The sequence below is a fragment of the Frateuria hangzhouensis genome, from assembly GCF_026410505.1.
GTDB classification, from domain to species: Bacteria; Pseudomonadota; Gammaproteobacteria; order Xanthomonadales; family Rhodanobacteraceae; genus Frateuria_A; species Frateuria_A hangzhouensis.
On sequence record NZ_JAPMIU010000003.1, the window covers coordinates 56,080 to 73,621 of the forward strand.

Annotated in this window: 11 protein-coding genes; 3 read left to right on the plus strand and 8 right to left on the minus strand. The window is 68.4% G+C overall.

From position 1 onward, the window contains the following. Positions 1-35 precede the first annotated feature (35 nt). Complete coding sequence (locus OSC30_RS03970) at positions 36-2,930, minus strand: bifunctional diguanylate cyclase/phosphodiesterase (protein ID WP_267170539.1); 2,895 nt, start codon at positions 2,928-2,930, stop codon at positions 36-38. Between the two features lie 264 nt (positions 2,931-3,194). Between OSC30_RS03970 and OSC30_RS03975 the strand changes: the two genes are divergently transcribed. Further along, positions 3,195-4,094 (plus strand): hypothetical protein, encoded by a 900-nt coding sequence (locus tag OSC30_RS03975; protein WP_267170540.1) that lies wholly within the window; start codon positions 3,195-3,197, stop codon positions 4,092-4,094. A 249-nt stretch (positions 4,095-4,343) separates the two neighbouring features. Here OSC30_RS03975 and OSC30_RS03980 read toward each other — a convergent pair whose 3' ends face one another. From OSC30_RS03980 to OSC30_RS04000, 5 genes are all read right to left on the minus strand, one after another. Then, entirely contained in the window at positions 4,344-5,252 is a 909-nt protein-coding gene (locus OSC30_RS03980) for a DUF4097 family beta strand repeat-containing protein (RefSeq protein ID WP_267170541.1), read from the minus strand. Positions 5,253-5,271: 19 nt separating this feature from the next. Beyond that, on the minus strand, positions 5,272-5,694 hold the full coding sequence (locus OSC30_RS03985) for a hypothetical protein (protein ID WP_267170542.1): 423 nt from the start codon (positions 5,692-5,694) through the stop codon (positions 5,272-5,274). Continuing rightward, positions 5,691-6,242 carry an RNA polymerase sigma factor gene (locus tag OSC30_RS03990; protein ID WP_267170543.1) on the minus strand — a complete coding sequence of 184 codons (552 nt, stop codon included), beginning with the start codon at positions 6,240-6,242 and terminating at the stop codon, positions 5,691-5,693. Before OSC30_RS03990 ends, OSC30_RS03985 begins: the two co-directional genes overlap by 4 nt. Before the next feature lie 301 nt (positions 6,243-6,543). Then, positions 6,544-8,319 (minus strand): phosphoenolpyruvate carboxykinase (GTP), encoded by a 1,776-nt coding sequence (locus OSC30_RS03995; RefSeq protein ID WP_267170544.1) that lies wholly within the window; start codon positions 8,317-8,319, stop codon positions 6,544-6,546. A gap of 129 nt (positions 8,320-8,448) precedes the next feature. After that, positions 8,449-9,027 (minus strand): TetR/AcrR family transcriptional regulator, encoded by a 579-nt coding sequence (locus OSC30_RS04000; RefSeq protein WP_267170545.1) that lies wholly within the window; start codon positions 9,025-9,027, stop codon positions 8,449-8,451. A 103-nt stretch (positions 9,028-9,130) separates the two neighbouring features. On the opposite strand from OSC30_RS04000, the gene OSC30_RS04005 reads away from it, so the two are divergent. Both OSC30_RS04005 and OSC30_RS04010 read left to right on the plus strand, forming a co-directional pair. Beyond that, the gene (locus OSC30_RS04005) at positions 9,131-10,015 is read left to right on the plus strand and encodes an alpha/beta fold hydrolase (protein ID WP_267170796.1); all 885 of its coding nucleotides are present in this window, start codon (positions 9,131-9,133) and stop codon (positions 10,013-10,015) included. A 1-nt stretch (position 10,016) separates the two neighbouring features. After that, the gene (locus tag OSC30_RS04010) at positions 10,017-12,497 is read left to right on the plus strand and encodes an acyl-CoA dehydrogenase (protein WP_267170546.1); all 2,481 of its coding nucleotides are present in this window, start codon (positions 10,017-10,019) and stop codon (positions 12,495-12,497) included. A gap of 253 nt (positions 12,498-12,750) precedes the next feature. Here OSC30_RS04010 and OSC30_RS04015 read toward each other — a convergent pair whose 3' ends face one another. Beyond that, entirely contained in the window at positions 12,751-13,746 is a 996-nt protein-coding gene (locus tag OSC30_RS04015; RefSeq protein WP_267170547.1) for a diguanylate cyclase domain-containing protein, read from the minus strand. A 137-nt stretch (positions 13,747-13,883) separates the two neighbouring features. Then, entirely contained in the window at positions 13,884-17,495 is a 3,612-nt protein-coding gene (locus tag OSC30_RS04020; protein WP_267170548.1) for a response regulator, read from the minus strand. Positions 17,496-17,542 lie beyond the last annotated feature (47 nt).

Below are 17,542 nucleotides of genomic sequence, written 5' to 3' on the forward strand. Positions count from 1 at the left end.
TGAAGCCCACCCTACGTGCGCTCAGGACGTGCGCATCAGGCGACGGCGGGCGTGGGGTCCGCCGGCAGCCACACGTTGATCGGCTGCGGGCGGGCGAACAGGAAGCCCTGGCCGTAACGGCAGCCGACCCGCATCAGCGCCTGCCGCTGGTATTCCTCCTCGATGCCCTCGGCGATCACCAGCATGTGCAGCGAGTCGGCCAGTACCTGGATTGCGCGCACCACCGCCACGCCCTGGCTTTCGCCTTCGCGTGGCAATTCGGTGATGAACGAGCGGTCGATCTTGAGCGTTTCGAACGGATACTGGTGCAGGTAGCTCAGCGACGAGTAGCCGGTGCCGAAATCATCCAGCGCCACCCGCACGCCGCGGCTGCGCATGTTCTCGAGCATGCGCTTGACCTGCGCCGGGTTGTCCAGCAGCGCGCGCTCGGTCACCTCGACGCGTACCTGCCGCGGTGGCAGGCCGTGTTCGGCCAGCAGCGCCAGCAGGCGCGCGTCCAGGTCGGGCAGGCGGAAGTGGCGACCGGACACGTTGATGCTGACGAAGCCGTCCTTGCCCAGCAACGCCGGCGCCTGCGCGCAGACCTGCTCGAAGATCTGCCAGTCGATGCTCTCGGCGCAGCCGGCTTCCTCGGCGATGATCAGGAACTCGCCCGGGGCGAGCAACCCGCGGTCGGGATGGTGCCAGCGCAGCAGCGCCTCGTAGCCCACCACCTGGCCATCCTCCAGCGCCACGATGGGCTGGTAGAACGGCACGAATTCGTTGCGCGCCAGGCCGCGGCGCAGGTCGCTTTCCAGCTCCAGCAGCGACAGCGCCTCGCGGCGCAGGCGGTCGTCGAACACCGCGGCGCGATGGCGGCCTTCGTCCTTGGCGCGGTACATCGCCGCGTCGGCGTCGCGCAGCAGTTCTTCCGGCTTCTGGTAGTGTGGGCCGGGCAGGGCCACGCCGATCGAGGCGGAGGTGAAGATCTCCTTGGCGCCCAACCGGAAAGGCACCTGCAGTTCACTGATCACCCGTTCGGCGACCGCCACCGCGGTGGTCGGATCGGCGATGCCCTCGAGCAGCACGGCGAACTCGTCACCGCCCAGCCGCGCGACCACGTCGCGGGTCTTCAGGCAGGCGCGGATGCGCCCGCCGACCTGGAACAGCAGGTCGTCGCCCACCAGGTGGCCGACCGAATCGTTGATCACCTTGAAGCGGTCCAGGTCGATGAACAACACCGCGAAGCCGCCTTCGTCCGCGTCGGCGCGGTAACGCTCCAGCGCCTGTTCCATGCGTTGCAGCAGCAGGGTGCGGTTGGGCAGGCCGGTGAGCGAGTCGTGCAGGGTCTCGTACTTGAGCCGGCGCTCGACGCGCTCGCGCTCGGCGATCTGTTCGCGCAAATCGCGGTTGGCCAGCGCCAGCGCGCGGGTGCGCTCGGTGACGCGGCGCTCCAGGCCGGCGTAGGCCTGCTTGAGTGACTCGGTGGTGTGCTTGCGTTGCAGCGCGTTGGCGATGTGGTAGCTGACGAAGGTGAGCAGTTCCTGGTCGCGCTCGTTGTAGGTGTGTTCGGGGGTGTAGCTCTGCACCGCGAGCACGCCCATCACCTTTTCGCCCCAGACCAGCGGCACGCCCAGCCAGCACAGCGAATGCGCGCCCTGGCGCTCGATCTCGCCCAGGGTGGCCAACCGTTCCAGCTCGCCCGGATCGGCCAGCAGCGGCTTGCCGTGGCGCAGCACGTACTCGGTCGCACCGCGGCCATGCAAGCGGGGCGCGCGGATGTTGTCGACCTCGTCCACCGAGTAGGGAAAGGTCAGCTGGCCGTTTTCCTCGTCGACCAGCGCGATGTAGAAGTTGCGCGCGTACAGCAGGCCGCCGATGACGCGATGCACGGCCGCATAGAAGGTATCCAGGCCTTCGGACGTGCTGGCCAGCTCAGCGATGCGGAACAACGCCGCCTGCAGCCGTTCGCCGCGTTGACGCTGCAGCACTTGCTGGCGCAGCACGCGGTTGGCTTCGCGCAGGGCGGCGGTGCGGTCGGCCACGCGGCGTTCCAATTCGGCCTGCGCCTGGCGCTTTTCCAGCGCCGCCTGCACGTGCTGGGCCACGTAGCAGAGCAACTCGCGATCCTGCGTGGTGTACTGGGTATCGGCGCGGTAGCTCTGGATCACGATGCCGCCGACCACCTTGCCCTCGCGCAGCAACGGCACGCCAAGCCAGTGCTCGCAATCGGGGCCGATCAGCACCAGCCGGTCTGGCACGGTGCGGTTGAGCTCTTCCATCGAGCCCATCATGGCGCGTCCGCTCTTGAGCAGGTTCCAGGTAAGGCTGTGCTCCAGGTCGGCCAGCGGCACGCTGCGTTCGGGCGAAGGCGGATCGCGGTCGGCCGCATCGGCGTAGTACGGAAAGCGCACGCTGTCGGTGGCCTCGTCGTACAGCACGATATAGAAATTCTCGGCGTACATGAGACTGCCGACGATGGCATGCAGCGAGCGCATCATTTCGGCCATGTTGCGTTCGGTGCCGGCCTGCTCGGCGATCGCGAACAGCGCCCGCTGCAGGCGCTCGGCCAACGCCAGGCGTGAAATGGCTTCGTACAGGCGCGCCGTTTCGGCCTGCTGGCGCAGGCGGGTGGCGGCCAGGCGGCCGAACCAGGCCAGCCGCTCGCGCAGCGGGTCGGATAGCGGCGCCTCCGGTTCCAGCACCAGCACGCGCAGGCCCTGCGGGTCCTCGGCCAGCTCCAGCCGGCCGGCCGACGCGGGAGCCTCGTCCGCGCCCAGCAGGCGCCAGCCCAGGCGGGCGCGCACGTGCCAGTCCGAGAGCAGGGTTTCGCAGACCGCCGCCACGCTGGCCGCGTCCGGCGCCCCGAACAGCCGCTCGACCGCCCGATGCAACACTTCCCGGTCAGCCGGGAAGGTCGAGGGCTCGCGAGTGGGAGGAGCCGGGTTCATCGAAAGATCTCAGATTCCGTGGCGGGGCCGTGGTGTGGACTATATCGTGCCCCGGGGGCTTTGTCGGAGTCGGTTTAGCCTGAATTTCATTGCCGGGGAACCCCGTCTTCACATGGCGGTCGATGGAGACGGGATATGTGCCTGGGTTCACCGTTTGCGGGCCCGACCTCCGACATGGGGTGTTAGGTAAACGTAAAGGCGCTATACTTCGTCCCAACCTTTGGCATACGTCTGCCTGCCACCTTTTACAGCGATCAACGACCCATGCGACGCCTGTTGCCCCTGCTGACTCTGCTGATGCCGCTCGCCGCGGCAGGGCAGTCGCTGGATGGCGATACGCACGCCCTGGCGCAGCGATTGCTGCATCAGACGCCCGATCACGTGGCCGACCTCGGCTACGGGGTGGGGGTGCCGCTGTGGCGCGGCAACGATGGCCACATGCTCATGCTCAAGGCCGACGCGCAGTCGTCCACCGCGAGCCAGCGCGTGGATGCGCCGCTGTCGTTCCACGTGGTCGATGCCGGCACCGTGGTATCGACCGACCTGCAATACGGGCTGGACCCGCACCTGCAGATCCACGCCGGCGTGAGCGAGCACAACTGGATTTCCCGCGGCCCGCGGGTGGTCGGCAGCGAAATCGGCGCCACTTACAATCTGGGTCGCTACAGCGTGGGCCTGAGCGTGGGGACGGACAGCACGCCCGACCAGCGCCTTCCGCGCGTCCTGCCGGGCGCCACGCCGGGCGTCAACGGCTTGCCGGACTTCGACAGCAGCGCCCAGTTGAGTGCGCGTGGCCGCGTTGCGGTCGGGGGGCAGAGCGGCATCGACCTGGGCGCCAGCGTCGGCCGTATCCGCCTGCTGCCGGGCAACGTGCTGGGCATCAATACGCTGGATCAGAAGGCGCTGAGTTTCGGCGTGGACCATGGCCCGCTGAGCGGCACGCTGGTCGGCCGCACCATGCAGCCGGCACTGCCGGGCGGCTACTACGGCGACAAGCGCTGGAGCAGCATCGACCTGGGCGTCACCCTGCATTTGCCCTGGCAGGGCGAGCTGAGCATCGGTGCGCAGAACCTGTGGTCGTCCGGCGCTTCGGTGCCGACGCCGGCCGGTCCCGAACCGGACCAGTCGCGCACGCCGTACGTGCAGTATCACCAGGATCTGTAAGGCTTCCGCTTTCGCAACACCAACAAAAAGGCCGTCGCATGCGACGGCCTTTTTTTGTTGGTTCTTCGCGGGTTGGCGAAAAAGTCCCTTGCCGCCAGGACGTGTCCGGCCAGGTGTGTAGGAGCCCACTTGTGGGCGATGCCCTTGGCCGCCATCAGAGCAAGGGCATCGCCCACAAGTAGGCTCCTACAAAGGGCCTTGCGTTGGATTTCGGGCGCGCGGGGTCGGGACTGCTCCAATCCCGCCACCTCAATCCTGCTTGCGGATACGCAGGTCGCCGCTGAAGGTTTCCACGTGGATGCGCCCGCTGCTGCCACCGACCTCGGCGCTGAGTTCGCTGCCGGGGCCGTGCTCGTGCTCGCTGGCCTTGCCAAAGTCGCTGCGCAGGTCGCCGCTGAAGCTGCTGGCATGGATCGCGGCGGAAAGGTTCGCCGGCACCTGGATCTGCACGTCGCCGCTCATGCTGTCGATGTCGATGCTGCCGTGGTCGGCTACGCCACCGCCCAGCTGCACGTCGCCGGATACCGTGCTCAGATTGAACTTCTGCCACGGCCCGCCTCTGGCCTGGATGCGGCCGGAGACGGTCTGCAGGTCGGCCTTGGCACCCAGCGCCGGCGCGAGGATGTCGCCGCTGACGGTCTGCAGGTCGGCGCGCTCGGCGTGGCCGGACTGCTGCACCGTGCCGCTGACGCTTTCGACCGAGAGATCCGGCGTGCGGGCGTCGATGCGCACGCGGCCGCTGACCGAGTTGACCGAGATGTCACCGCCGTCCATGCCGTCGATGGCCAGCGGTGCGCTGACCACCTCCACCTCCAGCGAGGCGCCCTTGGGCACGTGCAGGTCGAGAGTGGTCGCGCCCATCGAGTTGTCGCCGTTCCAGTCGAACCAGCCGCCGGAGTCGTTGCCCTTGGGCTTGACCCTGATCTCCAGGTCGCCGTTGTCGCCTTCGATGGCCAACGGCGCCGCGCCCTGGCCGAGGGTGCCGGTGACCTGCACCTCGTTGCGGTCCCACGCGGTGATGGTGACCTGGCCCTTGACGTTGCTGACGCTGATGCGTGCATCGGCGGTGGCCGGATGGCGCAGGTTGATCGGCGTATCGGCCAGCGCGGGGCCGATGCACAAAATGAGCAACAGGGGAAGGTAGCGTACGGTCTTCATGGGTGACTCCTGGAGGTTCTCAGCCGGCCTGCTGGTCGAGCTGGCGCAGCCGTGATTGCTGTTGGCGGGTGCGCGAGAGCAGTCGCTGCAACGCCGGCGAATGGGGGGCCTGTTCCAGCGCCTGTTTCAGTTCCAGATGGGCCGCATCCAGTTCGATGGCCGCACCAGCCAAGCGCGGATCGTCCGGCTTCCATGGCGTGTACGTGGCGGCCGTGGCAGTGGTTTGCCGATGCTCCAGCAGTTGACCCTGGCGCAGGCTCAGCGATACCGCGAGCAGGCTCAGTCCGGCGAAGCTGGCAGCCAGCAGCCAGCCCGGGCGTGAACTGCCGCGTGCGGTCGGCGCCGCTTCCATCGCAGCGTCGATGCGCGCCCACAGGTCGCGGGGCGGCGAAACCGGCGCGTGCAGTTCGCGCAGCTGGCGGCGCCATTCGAATTCGTTCATGACGGTTCTCCGGGTTCGAGCTTCCGGCGGAGCAGCGCGCGGGCACGGTGCAGTTGCGCCTTGGAGGTGCCGACAGCCATGTCCAGCTCGCCGGCGATCTCTTCGTGGCGCCAGCCTTCCACGTCGTGCAGTACCAGCACCGCGCGTGCGCGGGGCGGCAGTTTGGCGATGGCGCGTTCCAGTTCCTCGCGCTCGGCCGCGCAGAACGGCACTTCGCCGGGGTCGGGCAACCGGTCGTCCTCGACGAAGCCGACCGGCTGCGCGCTGCGCGAGCGGATGTCCATCAGCGCCACGTTGACAGCCAGCCGGTACAGCCAGGTGCCGAAGGCGCTCTCGTGGCGGAAGTCGGCCAACTTCTGCCAGGCGCGCACGAAGGCGTCCTGGGTCAGATCCTCGGCGCGCGCGTGGTCGTAGCCGGCCAGCCGGTATACCGCGCCATAGATGCGGTCGACGTGCTGCCGATACAGCCGCTGGAACGCCTGGCGGTCACCCCTGGCGGCGGCGCGCGCATCATCGGCGTCGGACCACGCTACGGGCGGGGCGGGCATCGGGCTTCCGGTGGCGAGGCAGGCGGCATCCATCTTGCCAGCTTGGATGCGCGAAGTTGCCGGAGCGTTTAAGCGGCTTCGGTGAGCTGCGTGTCCGGTGGGTGCTTCGTCGGCACGGGATATCCGGCGCAGGACCCTTCGACTTCGGCGCCGAGCGCCCACGCTCAGGGCGAGCGTGGCCTTTTTTTTGGAGCCTCTCCCGTCCCTCCGGATAGGGCGCCGACAGACGGGTAAAGGTTCGTACGCAGCCGATGTGCAGGTCGCCCGACCCTCCCCCAAACGGAGGAGGGGCTGAGTGCGCTCAGGCCGTGGCAGCGCGGGGTGCGGTATCGGCGGACAGGCCGCTGGCTACGCGCTGCTGCTCCTGACGCAAGCGCTCGGGCAGGCGCGGGGTGAAGCTCTCCAGGTATTCGCCGATGGCGTCCAGCTCGGCTTGCCAGCCGGCGGTGTCGATGTCGAGCAGCTCGCTGGCGGCTTCGCGCGGCAGGTCCAGGCCGTCGAGCTTGAGCTCGCCTTCGGCCGGCACGATGCCCACCGGCGTTTCCACGCCACGGGCCTTGCCCTCGACGCGGTTGATCATCCACTCCAGCACGCGCAGGTTTTCGCCGAAGCCGGGCCACAGGAACTTGCCGTCCTTGCCCTTGCGGAACCAGTTGACGTGGAAGATCTTCGGCAGCTTGGCGCCGGGCTGGTCGAACGACAGCCAGTGCTTGAAGTAGTCGCCGTAGTGGTAACCGGCGAACGGCTTCATCGCCATCGAGTCGCGGCGCAACACGCCGACCGCGCCGGTGGCGGCGGCGGTGGTTTCCGAGCCCATCGCGGCGCCCATCAGCACGCCGTGCGCCCAGTCGCGCGCCTCCATCACCAGCGGCAGCAGCGAAGGCCGGCGGCCGCCGAAGACGATCGCGCTGATCGGCACGCCCTGGGCGTCCTCGGCTTTCTCCGACCAGGTCGGACACTGCCTCGCACTGACCGTGAAGCGCGAGTTCGGGTGCGCGGCCGGGCCATTGGCGGCGTCATACGGACGGCCTTGCCAGTCGGTGACCGGCGTGCCGGGCAGGCCTTCCCACCAGGGCTGGTTGTCCGCGGTGACCGCCACATTGGTGAAGATGGTGTCGTGCGAGATGCTCTTGAGCGCGTTCGGATTGGTGGCGTTGCTGGTGCCCGGCGCCACACCGAAGAAGCCCGCTTCCGGGTTGATCGCGTACAGGCGGCCATCCGCGCCCGGGCGCATCCAGCAGATGTCGTCGCCCACCGTCCACACCTTCCAGCCGTCCTTGCGGTAGCCCTCCGGCGGAATCAGCATGGCCAGGTTGGTCTTGCCGCAGGCGGAGGGGAAGGCGGCGGCGATGTAGTGCGTTTCGCCCTTGGGATTTTCGAGGCCGACGATCAGCATGTGCTCGGCCAGCCAGCCTTCGTCGCGCGCCTGGTTGCAGGCGATCCGCAGCGCGTGGCACTTCTTGCCCAGCAGCGCATTGCCGCCGTAGCCGGAGCCGTAGGACTTGATCGTGCGCTCTTCGGGGAAATGCATGATGAAGCGGCGCTCGGGATCGAGCTCGCCGGTCGAATGCAGGCCCTTGACGAACGTGCCTTCGCGCTCGATGCGCTCCTGCGCCGGCTTGCCCATGCGCGTCATGATGCGCATGTTGGCGACCACGTAGGGGCTGTCGGTGATCTCCACACCGCAGCGCGACAGCGGCGAGTCGATCGGGCCCATGCAGTACGGGATCACGTACATGGTGCGGCCTTCCATGCAGCCGTCGAACAGCGCATCGATCTTGGCGTGCGCTTCGGCCGGATCCATCCAGTGGTTGTTCGGGCCGGCGTCTTGCTCGCTCTTGTGACACACGAACGTCAGGTGCTCCACGCGCGCCACGTCGGACGGGTTGGAGCGGTGCAGGTAGCAGCCCGGATGGGTTTCCTGGTTGAGCTCGATCAGAGTGCCGTCGGCGAGCATCTCCTTGACCAGTTGCTCGTACTCGGCCTGGGAACCGTCGCACCAGTGGATCTTCGCCGGCCGCGTGCGCGCCGCCACCTCGTTCACCCAGCGCTCGAGCGCTTCCAGCTTGCTGGCCATGATGTTCCTCTTCAAGGTCTTAGGAAAAAAGGGTTCCGGAACGCTAGTTTGCGTGCACTGGTATTGCAAGGTTGAGTGCAGCAAGAAAGGCACGCGCAGGCGTGCGCGACCGCGCCCCCGAGGGGCCTATCAAGCCGGAATCAATGTCGCGATCATGTGTTCCACGTAAGCGTCGAAATCTTCGTGGCTGATGCGCGGCAGGCCGAGGGTGAAGTTCAGCTGCAGGAAACCGACGTAGGCGGCGTAGGTCAGGCGGGCACGATTGAGCGCTTCGGGAGGCGGCAGGCCGGCCTCGCGGAAGGCGGTGGCAAGGAACTCGGTGCGCCGTTGCGACACGCGCGCCATCACCGGCACCACCAGCGGGTGGTCCAGTGCTTTCAGCAGCGCTGCGTACACCCGGTGCGGGCGCAACTCGTGGGCGACGCGGCGGAACAGTTCAGGCAGGCGTTCGCGCGGATCGGCAATGGCCTCGATCTGCGCGATCACTTCGCGTTCGCCGTACTGCTCCCAGCGCTCCAGCGCCGCCAGCAACAACGCCTCGCGGGTGCGGAAATGCCAGTAGAAGCTGCCCTTGGTCACGCCCAGCCGACGCGCCAGTGCTTCCACCGCCAGTGCGCCGACGCCCTGCTCGGCGATCAGGTCCAGGGCGGCGTTTTCCCAGTCCTCGGCGGAAAGGCGGGTGCGTTCGGGCTTGCTGCTGGCGTTCATTGATGCATGTTAGCGCTTGTGGACCGGGTGGCGACAGGCGGGCGCGGCAGGCGCCCGGCGGTGGCAGTTGACCGCGCGTGCCGGGCAAACCATACTCGTGCGTATGGTATCGGTCGACCACTTCCACACCGGCGACGGCTTGCGCCTGTCGGTTGAAATACGCAACGCCCGGGGCGCGCCGACGCTGCTGTTCGCGCACGGCTTCGGCCAGACCCGCGGCGCCTGGAACGGCACGGCGCGCACCCTGGCGGCCAGCGGCTGCCGCTGCGTGAGCTTCGACAGCCGCGGGCACGGCGAGAGCGGCCGCATGGTCGACGGTGACTACCACATGGATCAGTTTGCCGGCGACCTGCACGCGTTGGCGTTGGCGCAGCCGGACACGCCGATGCTCGTCGGCGCCTCGATGGGCGGCCTGCTGGGGCTGGTGCTGGCGGGCGAGGTGCGGCCCACGCCGTTCCGCGCGCTGGTGCTGGTCGACATCACGCCGCGCTGGGAAACGGCCGGCGTGGAACGCATCCTGGCCTTCATGCAGGCACATCCCGACGGGTTCGCCGACTATGCCGAGGCGGCCGAACGGATTGCCGCGTATCTGCCGCAGCGGCGCGAGCGCAAGCGTGAAGACCAGCTCAAGCCGCTGCTGCGCGAGGGCGCCGACGGGCGCCTGCGCTGGCATTGGGATCCGGCCCTGCTCGAAGGCGTGGTACGCGAGAGCGAGCGCTACCAGCCGCGCCTGCTGGCGGCGGCCGCGCGCGTGGAGGTGCCGGTGCTGTTGCTGTCGGGCGAGCGCAGCGACGTGGTGTCGCGCGAGACGGTGGCCGAGTTCATGAACCTGGTGCCGCACGCACGGCACGTGCAAGTGCCCGGCGCCACGCACATGCTGGCCGGCGACGCGAACGACGCTTTTACGCGCCAGATCGCCGCCTTCATCCAAGATGTCATCCCGGGCGGCGCCACGCGCCGCCCGGCCATTCCGCAAGAGGTGCCTTGAAATGTCCGTGTTCCTGACCCTGCTGGCGGCGCTCGTCGCGTCCGGTGCCTGCGCCTACCACCGCACCAGCCTGCGCACCTGGGCGATCGCCACGGTGGCTACTACGCTGGTGGTTGGCGTGGTGACGGGTGCCTGGATAACGATGATCGTGCTGCTGGTCATCGAACTGGCGGTCGCCGTGCCGCTGCTGATGCCGGCGTTCCGCCGGCGCCAGATCAGCGCGCCGCTGCTGAAGATGTTCGCCCGCGCCACGCCCGCGCTTTCGGCCACCGAGCAGACCGCGCTGGAAGCCGGCACGGTCGGCTTCGAGGGCGAACTGTTCTCGGGTATGCCGGACTGGCGCGTGCTGCTCAAGCAGCCCAGGCCCGAGCTGAGCACCGAGGAGCAGGCCTTCCTCGATGGCCCCGTCGAAGCGCTGTGCGCGATGATCGACGACTGGCAGATCACCCACGAGCTGGCCGACCTGCCGCCGGAAGTCTGGGACTTCATCAAGAAGAGCAAGTTCTTCGGCATGATCATCCCCAAGCAGTACGGCGGCCTGCAGTTTTCCGCGCTGGCCCATTCGGCCGTGCTGCAGAAGCTGTCGACGGCGTCGGCGACGGTCTCTTCCACCGTTGCGGTGCCCAACTCGCTGGGCCCGGCCGAACTGCTGCTGCACTACGGCAGCGAGGAGCAGAAGAACCATTACCTGCCGCGCCTGGCGGTGGGCGAGGAGATTCCCTGTTTCGCGCTGACCGGCCCCTACGCGGGCTCGGACGCCACTTCGATCCCGGATTTCGGCATCGTCTGCAAGCAGATGGTCGACGGCGTCGAAACGCTTGGCGTAAAGCTCACCTTCGACAAGCGCTACATCACCTTGGCGCCGATCGCCACGGTCATCGGACTGGCCTTCCGGCTTTATGACCCCGAGCACCTGCTGGGCGACACCGAGGACCTGGGCATCACGCTGGCGCTGCTGCCGCGCGCGACGCCGGGTCTGGAAATCGGCCGCCGCCATTTCCCGCTCAACATCCCGTTCCAGAACGGTCCGATCAGCGGCAAGGACGTGTTCGCGCCGATGTCCACGCTGATCGGCGGCCCGAAAATGGCCGGCCACGGCTGGCGCATGCTGGTCGAGGTGCTGTCGGTGGGCCGCGCGATCTCGCTGCCGTCCAACGCGACCGGCGCGATGCGCGCCTCGGCCGCGGCCACCGGCGCCTACGCGCGCATGCGCAAGCAGTTCGGCCTGGCGATCGCGCGCTTCGAAGGCGTCGAAGAGGCGCTGGCGCGCATCGGCGGCCTGACTTATGCGACCACGGCGCTCTCGCGCGCCACCGCGGCGGCGGTCGACCGCGGCGAGAAGCCGGCGGTGACCTCGGCGATCGCCAAATACCACGCCACCGAATGGGCGCGCCAGGTCGCCGGTGACACCATGGACGTGCACGGCGGCAAGGCGGTGCAGCTCGGCCCGAAGAACTACGCCGCACGCGGCTGGGAGAGCGTGCCCATCGCGATCACCGTGGAAGGCGCGAACATCATGACGCGCAGCCTGATGATCTTCGGCCAGGGCGCGATCCGCTGCCATCCATACGTGCTCAAGGAAATGCAGGCGCTTTCCATTGCCGACTACGGCGAAAAGCTGCGCACCTTCGACCGGTTGCTGTTCAGCCACATCGGCTTCGGCATTTCCAACGCCGTGCGCAGCTTCGTGCTGGGAGTGACCGGCGCGTCCATCGGCCAGAGCGCGGGCGATGCCTATACCCGCCGCTACTACCGCAAGCTGGACCGCTACTCGGCGGCGCTGGCGCTGTGCGCCGACGTGTTCATGGGTGTGCTGGGCGGCAAGCTGAAGTTCAAGGAAAAGCTGTCGGCGCGGCTGGGCGACGTGCTGTCGTACCTGTACATCGCCAGCGCCATGCTCAAGCGCTACGAGGACAGCGGCCGTCCGGAAGCCGACCGTCCGCTGCTGGCCTGGGCCTTCCATGAGTGCATGTGGCGCACGCAGGCGGCGCTGGACGGCGCGATCCGCAACTTCCCGCTCAAGCCGGTCGGTTTCCTGCTGCGCCTGCTGGTGTTCCCGCTGGGTCGTCGCGAGGTGCCGCCTTCGGACCGCCTGGGGCGGCGCGTGGCCGCCATCCTCACCGCCCCGGGCGAAGCGCGTGACCGTCTGGTCGAGTGGGTCTACCTGACGCCCACGCCGAACAACACCATCGGCCGCATGAACGCGCTGCTGCCCGACGTGATCGCCGCCGAGCCGGTCGAGCGCAAGTTCGGCAAGGCACTCAAGGCTGGCCAGTTGCAGGCGCACGACTACGAGGGCCAATTGGCCGAGGCGGTGCGCGAAGGCGTGCTCACCGAGGCAGAGGCGGCGCTGCTCAAGCGTGTGCGCGACGGCGTGTTCGAGTTCATTTCGGTGGACGATTTCGATCCGGCCGAACTGGGTGCCAAGGTGACTCGCGCCGACCGCGGTCACGAGACCGAACCGCAGCAGCGGATCGCCTGAGCGAAAGCCGGATGTCGAGCCCTCTCCCCTCCATGAGGGGAGCAGGGCTTTCGCCTGAGAGGGGCTGGGTGAGGGGCCGGGGCTCGCGACAATGCGGGTGTTTTGCGGGCGCACTCATCAGAAGCCCTGCTGGCGTAGCCATTTTCCTGCAAGAGCGACCCCTCACCCCAACCTCTCCCCGGAGGAAAGAGGGCGCAGGGCTTCGCGGGATTTGGGAAGGGCCGGAAGGAGAGGGTGGCAAGTCGGGCTGGCGTTACGACGCCAGCACGCAGCGGTTCTTGCCGCTTTCCTTGGCCTGATACAGCGCGCGATCCGCCGCCTGGATCAACGCCTCGTCTGCGCCGGTATCGGCCGACCACAGCGCAATGCCGACGCTGGCGCTGACGTTCACCACGAAGCTCCCCTGCGCCGACACCAGCGGATAAGGCTCGGCCAGGCGTGTGCAGAGTTCGCGGCAACGCTTCATCAACACCGGCAGGTCGTCCAGCTCGCCCACGATGAGCGCGAACTCGTCGCCACCCAGCCGCGCCACCGTGTCGCGCGCGCGCGAGTTGAGCTTCAGCCGCGCCGCGATCGCCTGCAGCAGCGTATCGCCGGCCGGATGGCCATGGCGGTCGTTGACGCCCTTGAAGCCGTCGATGTCCAGCAGCGCCAGGGCAAAGCCCGGTCCACCCTCCGCGGCGTACCGCATCGCGGCCTGCAGCCGGTCGTGGAACAGCGTGCGGTTGGGCAGGCCGGTGAGCATGTCGTGGGTGGCCTGGTGGCGCATTTTCGCTTCCACGCGTTCGCGTTCGGCGATCTCCAGCTGCAACTGGTCGTTGCGCTCGGACAGTTCCTCCAGCGTCTGTTCCAGTGCCACGCGGGCGGCGTAAAGCTCCAGGAACACGCGCACCTTCGATTGCAGGATCAGGTCGTTGACCGGCTTGGCGATGTAGTCGACCGCGCCGTGGCGATAGCCCTTCAGGCGGTTGACGTCATCGACGTAGGCCGCGGTGACGAAAATGATCGGCGTGTCCTTGAGCTGGTCGGCATCGCTGAGCAGCGCGGCTACCTCGAAACCGTCCATGCCGGGCATGTTGACGTCGAGCAGGATCAGCGCGAACTCGTGTTCCAGGCACAGGGCCAGCGCTTCGTTGCCGCTGGCCGCCTCGTGCAGTTCCGCGCCGCTGCGCGCGAGCAGGCGGCGCATGGCCACCCGGTTGGCGAGGGTATCGTCGACCACCAGGATCTTCGGCTTGCTCGTGCTCATCGTCGATTGCGGCGTCGCCTCCGGCTTGGCCTTCGATGATAGCCATGGGCATCGGCATTGCGCTGAACGGCTTCGCGCTTTGCGGGGCCGGCGGCGTGCCGCCGGAAGCCCGAAGGAAGCCGCGGGGTCCGGCAGAGTCAGGCTCGCAGCCAACTGCGCATCAGCGCGGCCAACTTGTCGGTGTCGATCGGCTTGGACAGGTAATCACTGGCGCCGGCTTCGAGGCACTTCTCGCGGTCGCCGGGCATCGCCCGTGCGGTGAGCGCGATGATCGGCAGTTGCGCGCGCGCTTCCTGGCTGCGGATGGCACGGATGGTCTCGTTGCCGTCCATGCCGGGCATCATGATGTCCATCAGCACCAGCGCAACGTCGTCGCGCTCGTCCAGCACCCGCAGCGCCCTGGGGCCATCGGCGGCCATGCCCACCTCCAGGCCCCAGCCGCGCAGGATCTTGGACAGGGCGAACAGGTTGCGCATGTCGTCGTCCACCAGCAGCACGTGGCGGCCCTTCATCGACGGGCGCAGGGCGGCGGTGGCCGGCACCGCGGCCGAAGCAGCGCGCGCCGAAGGGTCGATCGCGCGCAGGAACTGGCCGACTTCCTCGCGCAGCCGCTCCGGCGAGCGTCCGCCCTTGACCACGATGGCGTGGGTGTATTGCTGCAACTGCCGGGTGTCCTCGGCGCTCAGTTCGCGGCCGGTATAGACCACCACCGGCAGCGGGCCGTCGGTACCGTCGGCCAGCCGGTCCAGCAACTGCATGCCGGACATGCCCGGCAAACCGAGATCGAGCACGACGCAGTCGTAGCGCTGGTGTGCGGTGTGCTCGAGCGCCTCCTCGGCAGAGCCGGCCTCGTCGATGGCAACCTGGTAGCCGCCAAGCAGGTGGCGCACGGCGCGGCGGGCGTCGTCGTCGTCGTCGACCACCAGCAGCCGGCCGTGGCGCCCGCCCAGCAGGCGCTCGAATGCGTTGGTGATCGCCTCGCGGGTGACCGGCTTGGTGAGAAAGCCGACCGCGCCCAGCTCGCGTGCGCGGCCGGCGCCCTCGGCCGAAGAGATGAAATGCACAGGAATCGCCCGCGTGGTCGGATCGGCGCGCAAGCGTTCGAACACGGCCCAACCGTCCATGCCGGGCAGCGCGACGTCCAGCAGCACGCCGCCGGGCCGGTGGTCGCGAGCCAGCGCCAGACCGCTCTCGCCGTCGGTCGCCAGCAGCACGCGGCAGCCCTTGCGGTGGAGCATGTCGGCAAGGATGCGCGCGAACGCCGGGTCGTCCTCGATCACCAGCACGCTGGCGTCGCCCGGATGCAGGTCGGCGCGATCGTCGTCGACCAGGCCGGGGGAGGCGACGGCGCGCGCCGGGACCGGCTCGGCCGTCGCCGGCGCCGCGGCAGGTGGCTGTTCGGGCAGCAGCACGGTGAAGGTGCTGCCCTGGCCCGGTTCGCTTGCCAGGACGATGGCGCCGCCCAGCAGTTCGCAGGTGCGCCGGCAGATTGCCAGGCCCAGGCCGGTGCCGCCATACTGGCGGCTGGTGCTGGCGTCGACCTGCTCGAACGCGTTGAACACGCGTTGGTGTTTTTCCGGCGCGATGCCGATGCCGGTATCGCGCACGCTGAGCGCCACCAGCGGCTGACCGGCCAATTCGACGGGTACGGGCACGTCCGCGTGCGGCCGGCCGATGCACAGGTGCACGCCGCCGCTGGCGGTGAACTTGAAGGCGTTGCCCAGGAGGTTGTTGGCCACCTGTTCGAGCCGTGCGCCGTCGGTATCCAGCCGGTCGGGCGCGTCCGGCTCGATGGCGAGGGTGAACTCCAGCCCCTTCTCCTGCGCCACGTGGCTGAAGGTGCGCCGCAGCGAGCGGACCAGGTCGGCCAGGCGCAGCGGCTCGATGAGCAGGTCCATCTTGCCTGCCTCGATCTTGGACAGGTCCAGGATGTCGTTGATCAGTCGAAGCAGGTGGCTGCCGGCATCGTGGATGATCCGCGCCGATTCGACCTGCTCGTGGTCGAGATTGCCGTCCTCGTTGTCGGCCAGGCTGCGCGAGAGGATCAGCAAGCTGTTCAGCGGCGTGCGCAGCTCGTGCGACATGTTGGCCAGGAAGTCGGATTTGTACTTGCTGGCGCGGGCCAGCTCGCCGGCCTTCAGTTCGGTATCGCGCTGCAGTTCCTCCAGCACGTGGCGTTGCAGGTCGAGGCTGGCGGTCTTGTCGCGCAGTTCCTCGTTGGACGCCTCCAGTTCCTTCGCCTGCCGGCGCAGCTCGTCCTTGGAGGAGATCAGCCGGCGGGACTGTTGTTCGAGTTCCAGCGTCTTGGCATGCAGCGCATCGTTGCTCTGGCGCAGCACGTCCTTCTGCTGGCGCATCAGCAATTCGGAGGTGCGCAGCTCGTCGGCCTGCTCGCGCGTGCGCTCCAGCAGCTGCCGCGTGCTGACCGCGCGGGAAAGGTTTTCCTGGGTCAGGGCGACCTGCGGCAGCAACTGGTCGAACAGCTCGCACTGGCGCCCGGCCGCGGGCGAGAAACCAGCCAGTTCCAGCACGCCGGTGACCGTGCCCAGGTAGACCACCGGCCAGACCGCGACGGTGGTGGGCATGGCCTCACCGCTGCCGGAGCGGATGCGCGGGTAGTCCGCGGGCACGCCGAGTTCGATCGGCTTGCCCTCGAGCAGGCACTGGCCGACCAGGCCCTCGCCGGGCAACTGGCGGTCCGGCGCCTGGGTCGATGGCGAAAGCCCGTAGCTGCCGATCAGCTCCAGTTGTCCGGACGCGTCGTCGAGGCGGTAGTACAGCGCGATGCCGGCCTCCATCAACGGCGCCAGTTCACTGGTGAGTCGGTGGCCGAACACCTGGAAGGTGTCGGCCTCCTGCAGGTGGCGCGCGATGCGCGAGGAATGGGACTTGACCCAATCCTGCCGATCCAGGTCGAGCATCACCTGCTTGAACACTTCCAGCGCGCGAGCGATCTGCCCGATTTCGTCGCGCCGCCCCAGCCGGGTGATCACCACGTCCGGGTCGCGCCGCGCAAGCCGCGTCATGATGTCGGTGCTCTGGCGCAGCGGCCGGATCACGATCAGGAACGTCAGCCGCAGCACGTACAGGCCGAACAACAGGCCAGCGGCGATGGCCAGCAGGTTGATCAGCCGCAAGGTGCGCAGGGTGCGGTTGAGCGCCGTGTTGCGCGCGGCGAGCTGGGCGCGCTCGGTGTCGGCCATCTGCGCCAACGCCGCCGCGATGTCGGGAGCGCCCACCCGGCGCCGGGCAAGGTAGGCGTTGCGGATGGCCAGGCGCTGGGCCAGCATGGCCTCGGGATCGCCCTTGGGCAGTGCGGCCAGCGGCTGGATGATCAGGCGGTCGGCTTCTTCGGCCCACTGCGCGACGCGGTTCTGCAGTTGTTCCAGGCGGCCCAGTTGCATGGGGTTGTCGGCCATGAGGCTGCGCAGCCGGGCGATGTTGACCTCCAGTCGCGGGCGTGCCTGTTTCCAGCTGGCCAGCTCGCCCGGGTCGGATGACAGGATATAGCCGCGTGCGGCGATCAGGCCCTGCTGGGTGGTCTGCTGCGCCTGGTCCAGCGCCAGCAGCACCTCGTAGGTGTGTTGCGCCCAGTGGCGGGCATCCTCCTGCTTGCGCAACGTGGCCAGCGTGGCCAGGCTGGTCAGCAGGAACAGGCCCAGCAGCGGGCAGATCGCCAGCAGGATCTTGTACTGGCCGGGCAGGTTGGCCAGCCACGAATGCCGATGAGTCGCCTGCGTTGCCGCCATGCCGGATACCGAAGGGAAAGGGCCGCCCATCGCACGATGGACCGGCC

Coding starts and splice junctions, on each gene's coding strand:
- OSC30_RS03970 (WP_267170539.1), bottom strand. CDS start 2,930: ATGAACCCGGCTCCTCCCACTCGCGAGCCCTCGACCTTCCCGGCTGAC.
- OSC30_RS03975 (WP_267170540.1), top strand. CDS start 3,195: ATGCGACGCCTGTTGCCCCTGCTGACTCTGCTGATGCCGCTCGCCGCG.
- OSC30_RS03980 (WP_267170541.1), bottom strand. CDS start 5,252: ATGAAGACCGTACGCTACCTTCCCCTGTTGCTCATTTTGTGCATCGGC.
- OSC30_RS03985 (WP_267170542.1), bottom strand. CDS start 5,694: ATGAACGAATTCGAATGGCGCCGCCAGCTGCGCGAACTGCACGCGCCG.
- OSC30_RS03990 (WP_267170543.1), bottom strand. CDS start 6,242: ATGCCCGCCCCGCCCGTAGCGTGGTCCGACGCCGATGATGCGCGCGCC.
- OSC30_RS03995 (WP_267170544.1), bottom strand. CDS start 8,319: ATGGCCAGCAAGCTGGAAGCGCTCGAGCGCTGGGTGAACGAGGTGGCG.
- OSC30_RS04000 (WP_267170545.1), bottom strand. CDS start 9,027: ATGAACGCCAGCAGCAAGCCCGAACGCACCCGCCTTTCCGCCGAGGAC.
- OSC30_RS04005 (WP_267170796.1), top strand. CDS start 9,131: ATGGTATCGGTCGACCACTTCCACACCGGCGACGGCTTGCGCCTGTCG.
- OSC30_RS04010 (WP_267170546.1), top strand. CDS start 10,017: ATGTCCGTGTTCCTGACCCTGCTGGCGGCGCTCGTCGCGTCCGGTGCC.
- OSC30_RS04015 (WP_267170547.1), bottom strand. CDS start 13,746: ATGAGCACGAGCAAGCCGAAGATCCTGGTGGTCGACGATACCCTCGCC.
- OSC30_RS04020 (WP_267170548.1), bottom strand. CDS start 17,495: ATGGCGGCAACGCAGGCGACTCATCGGCATTCGTGGCTGGCCAACCTG.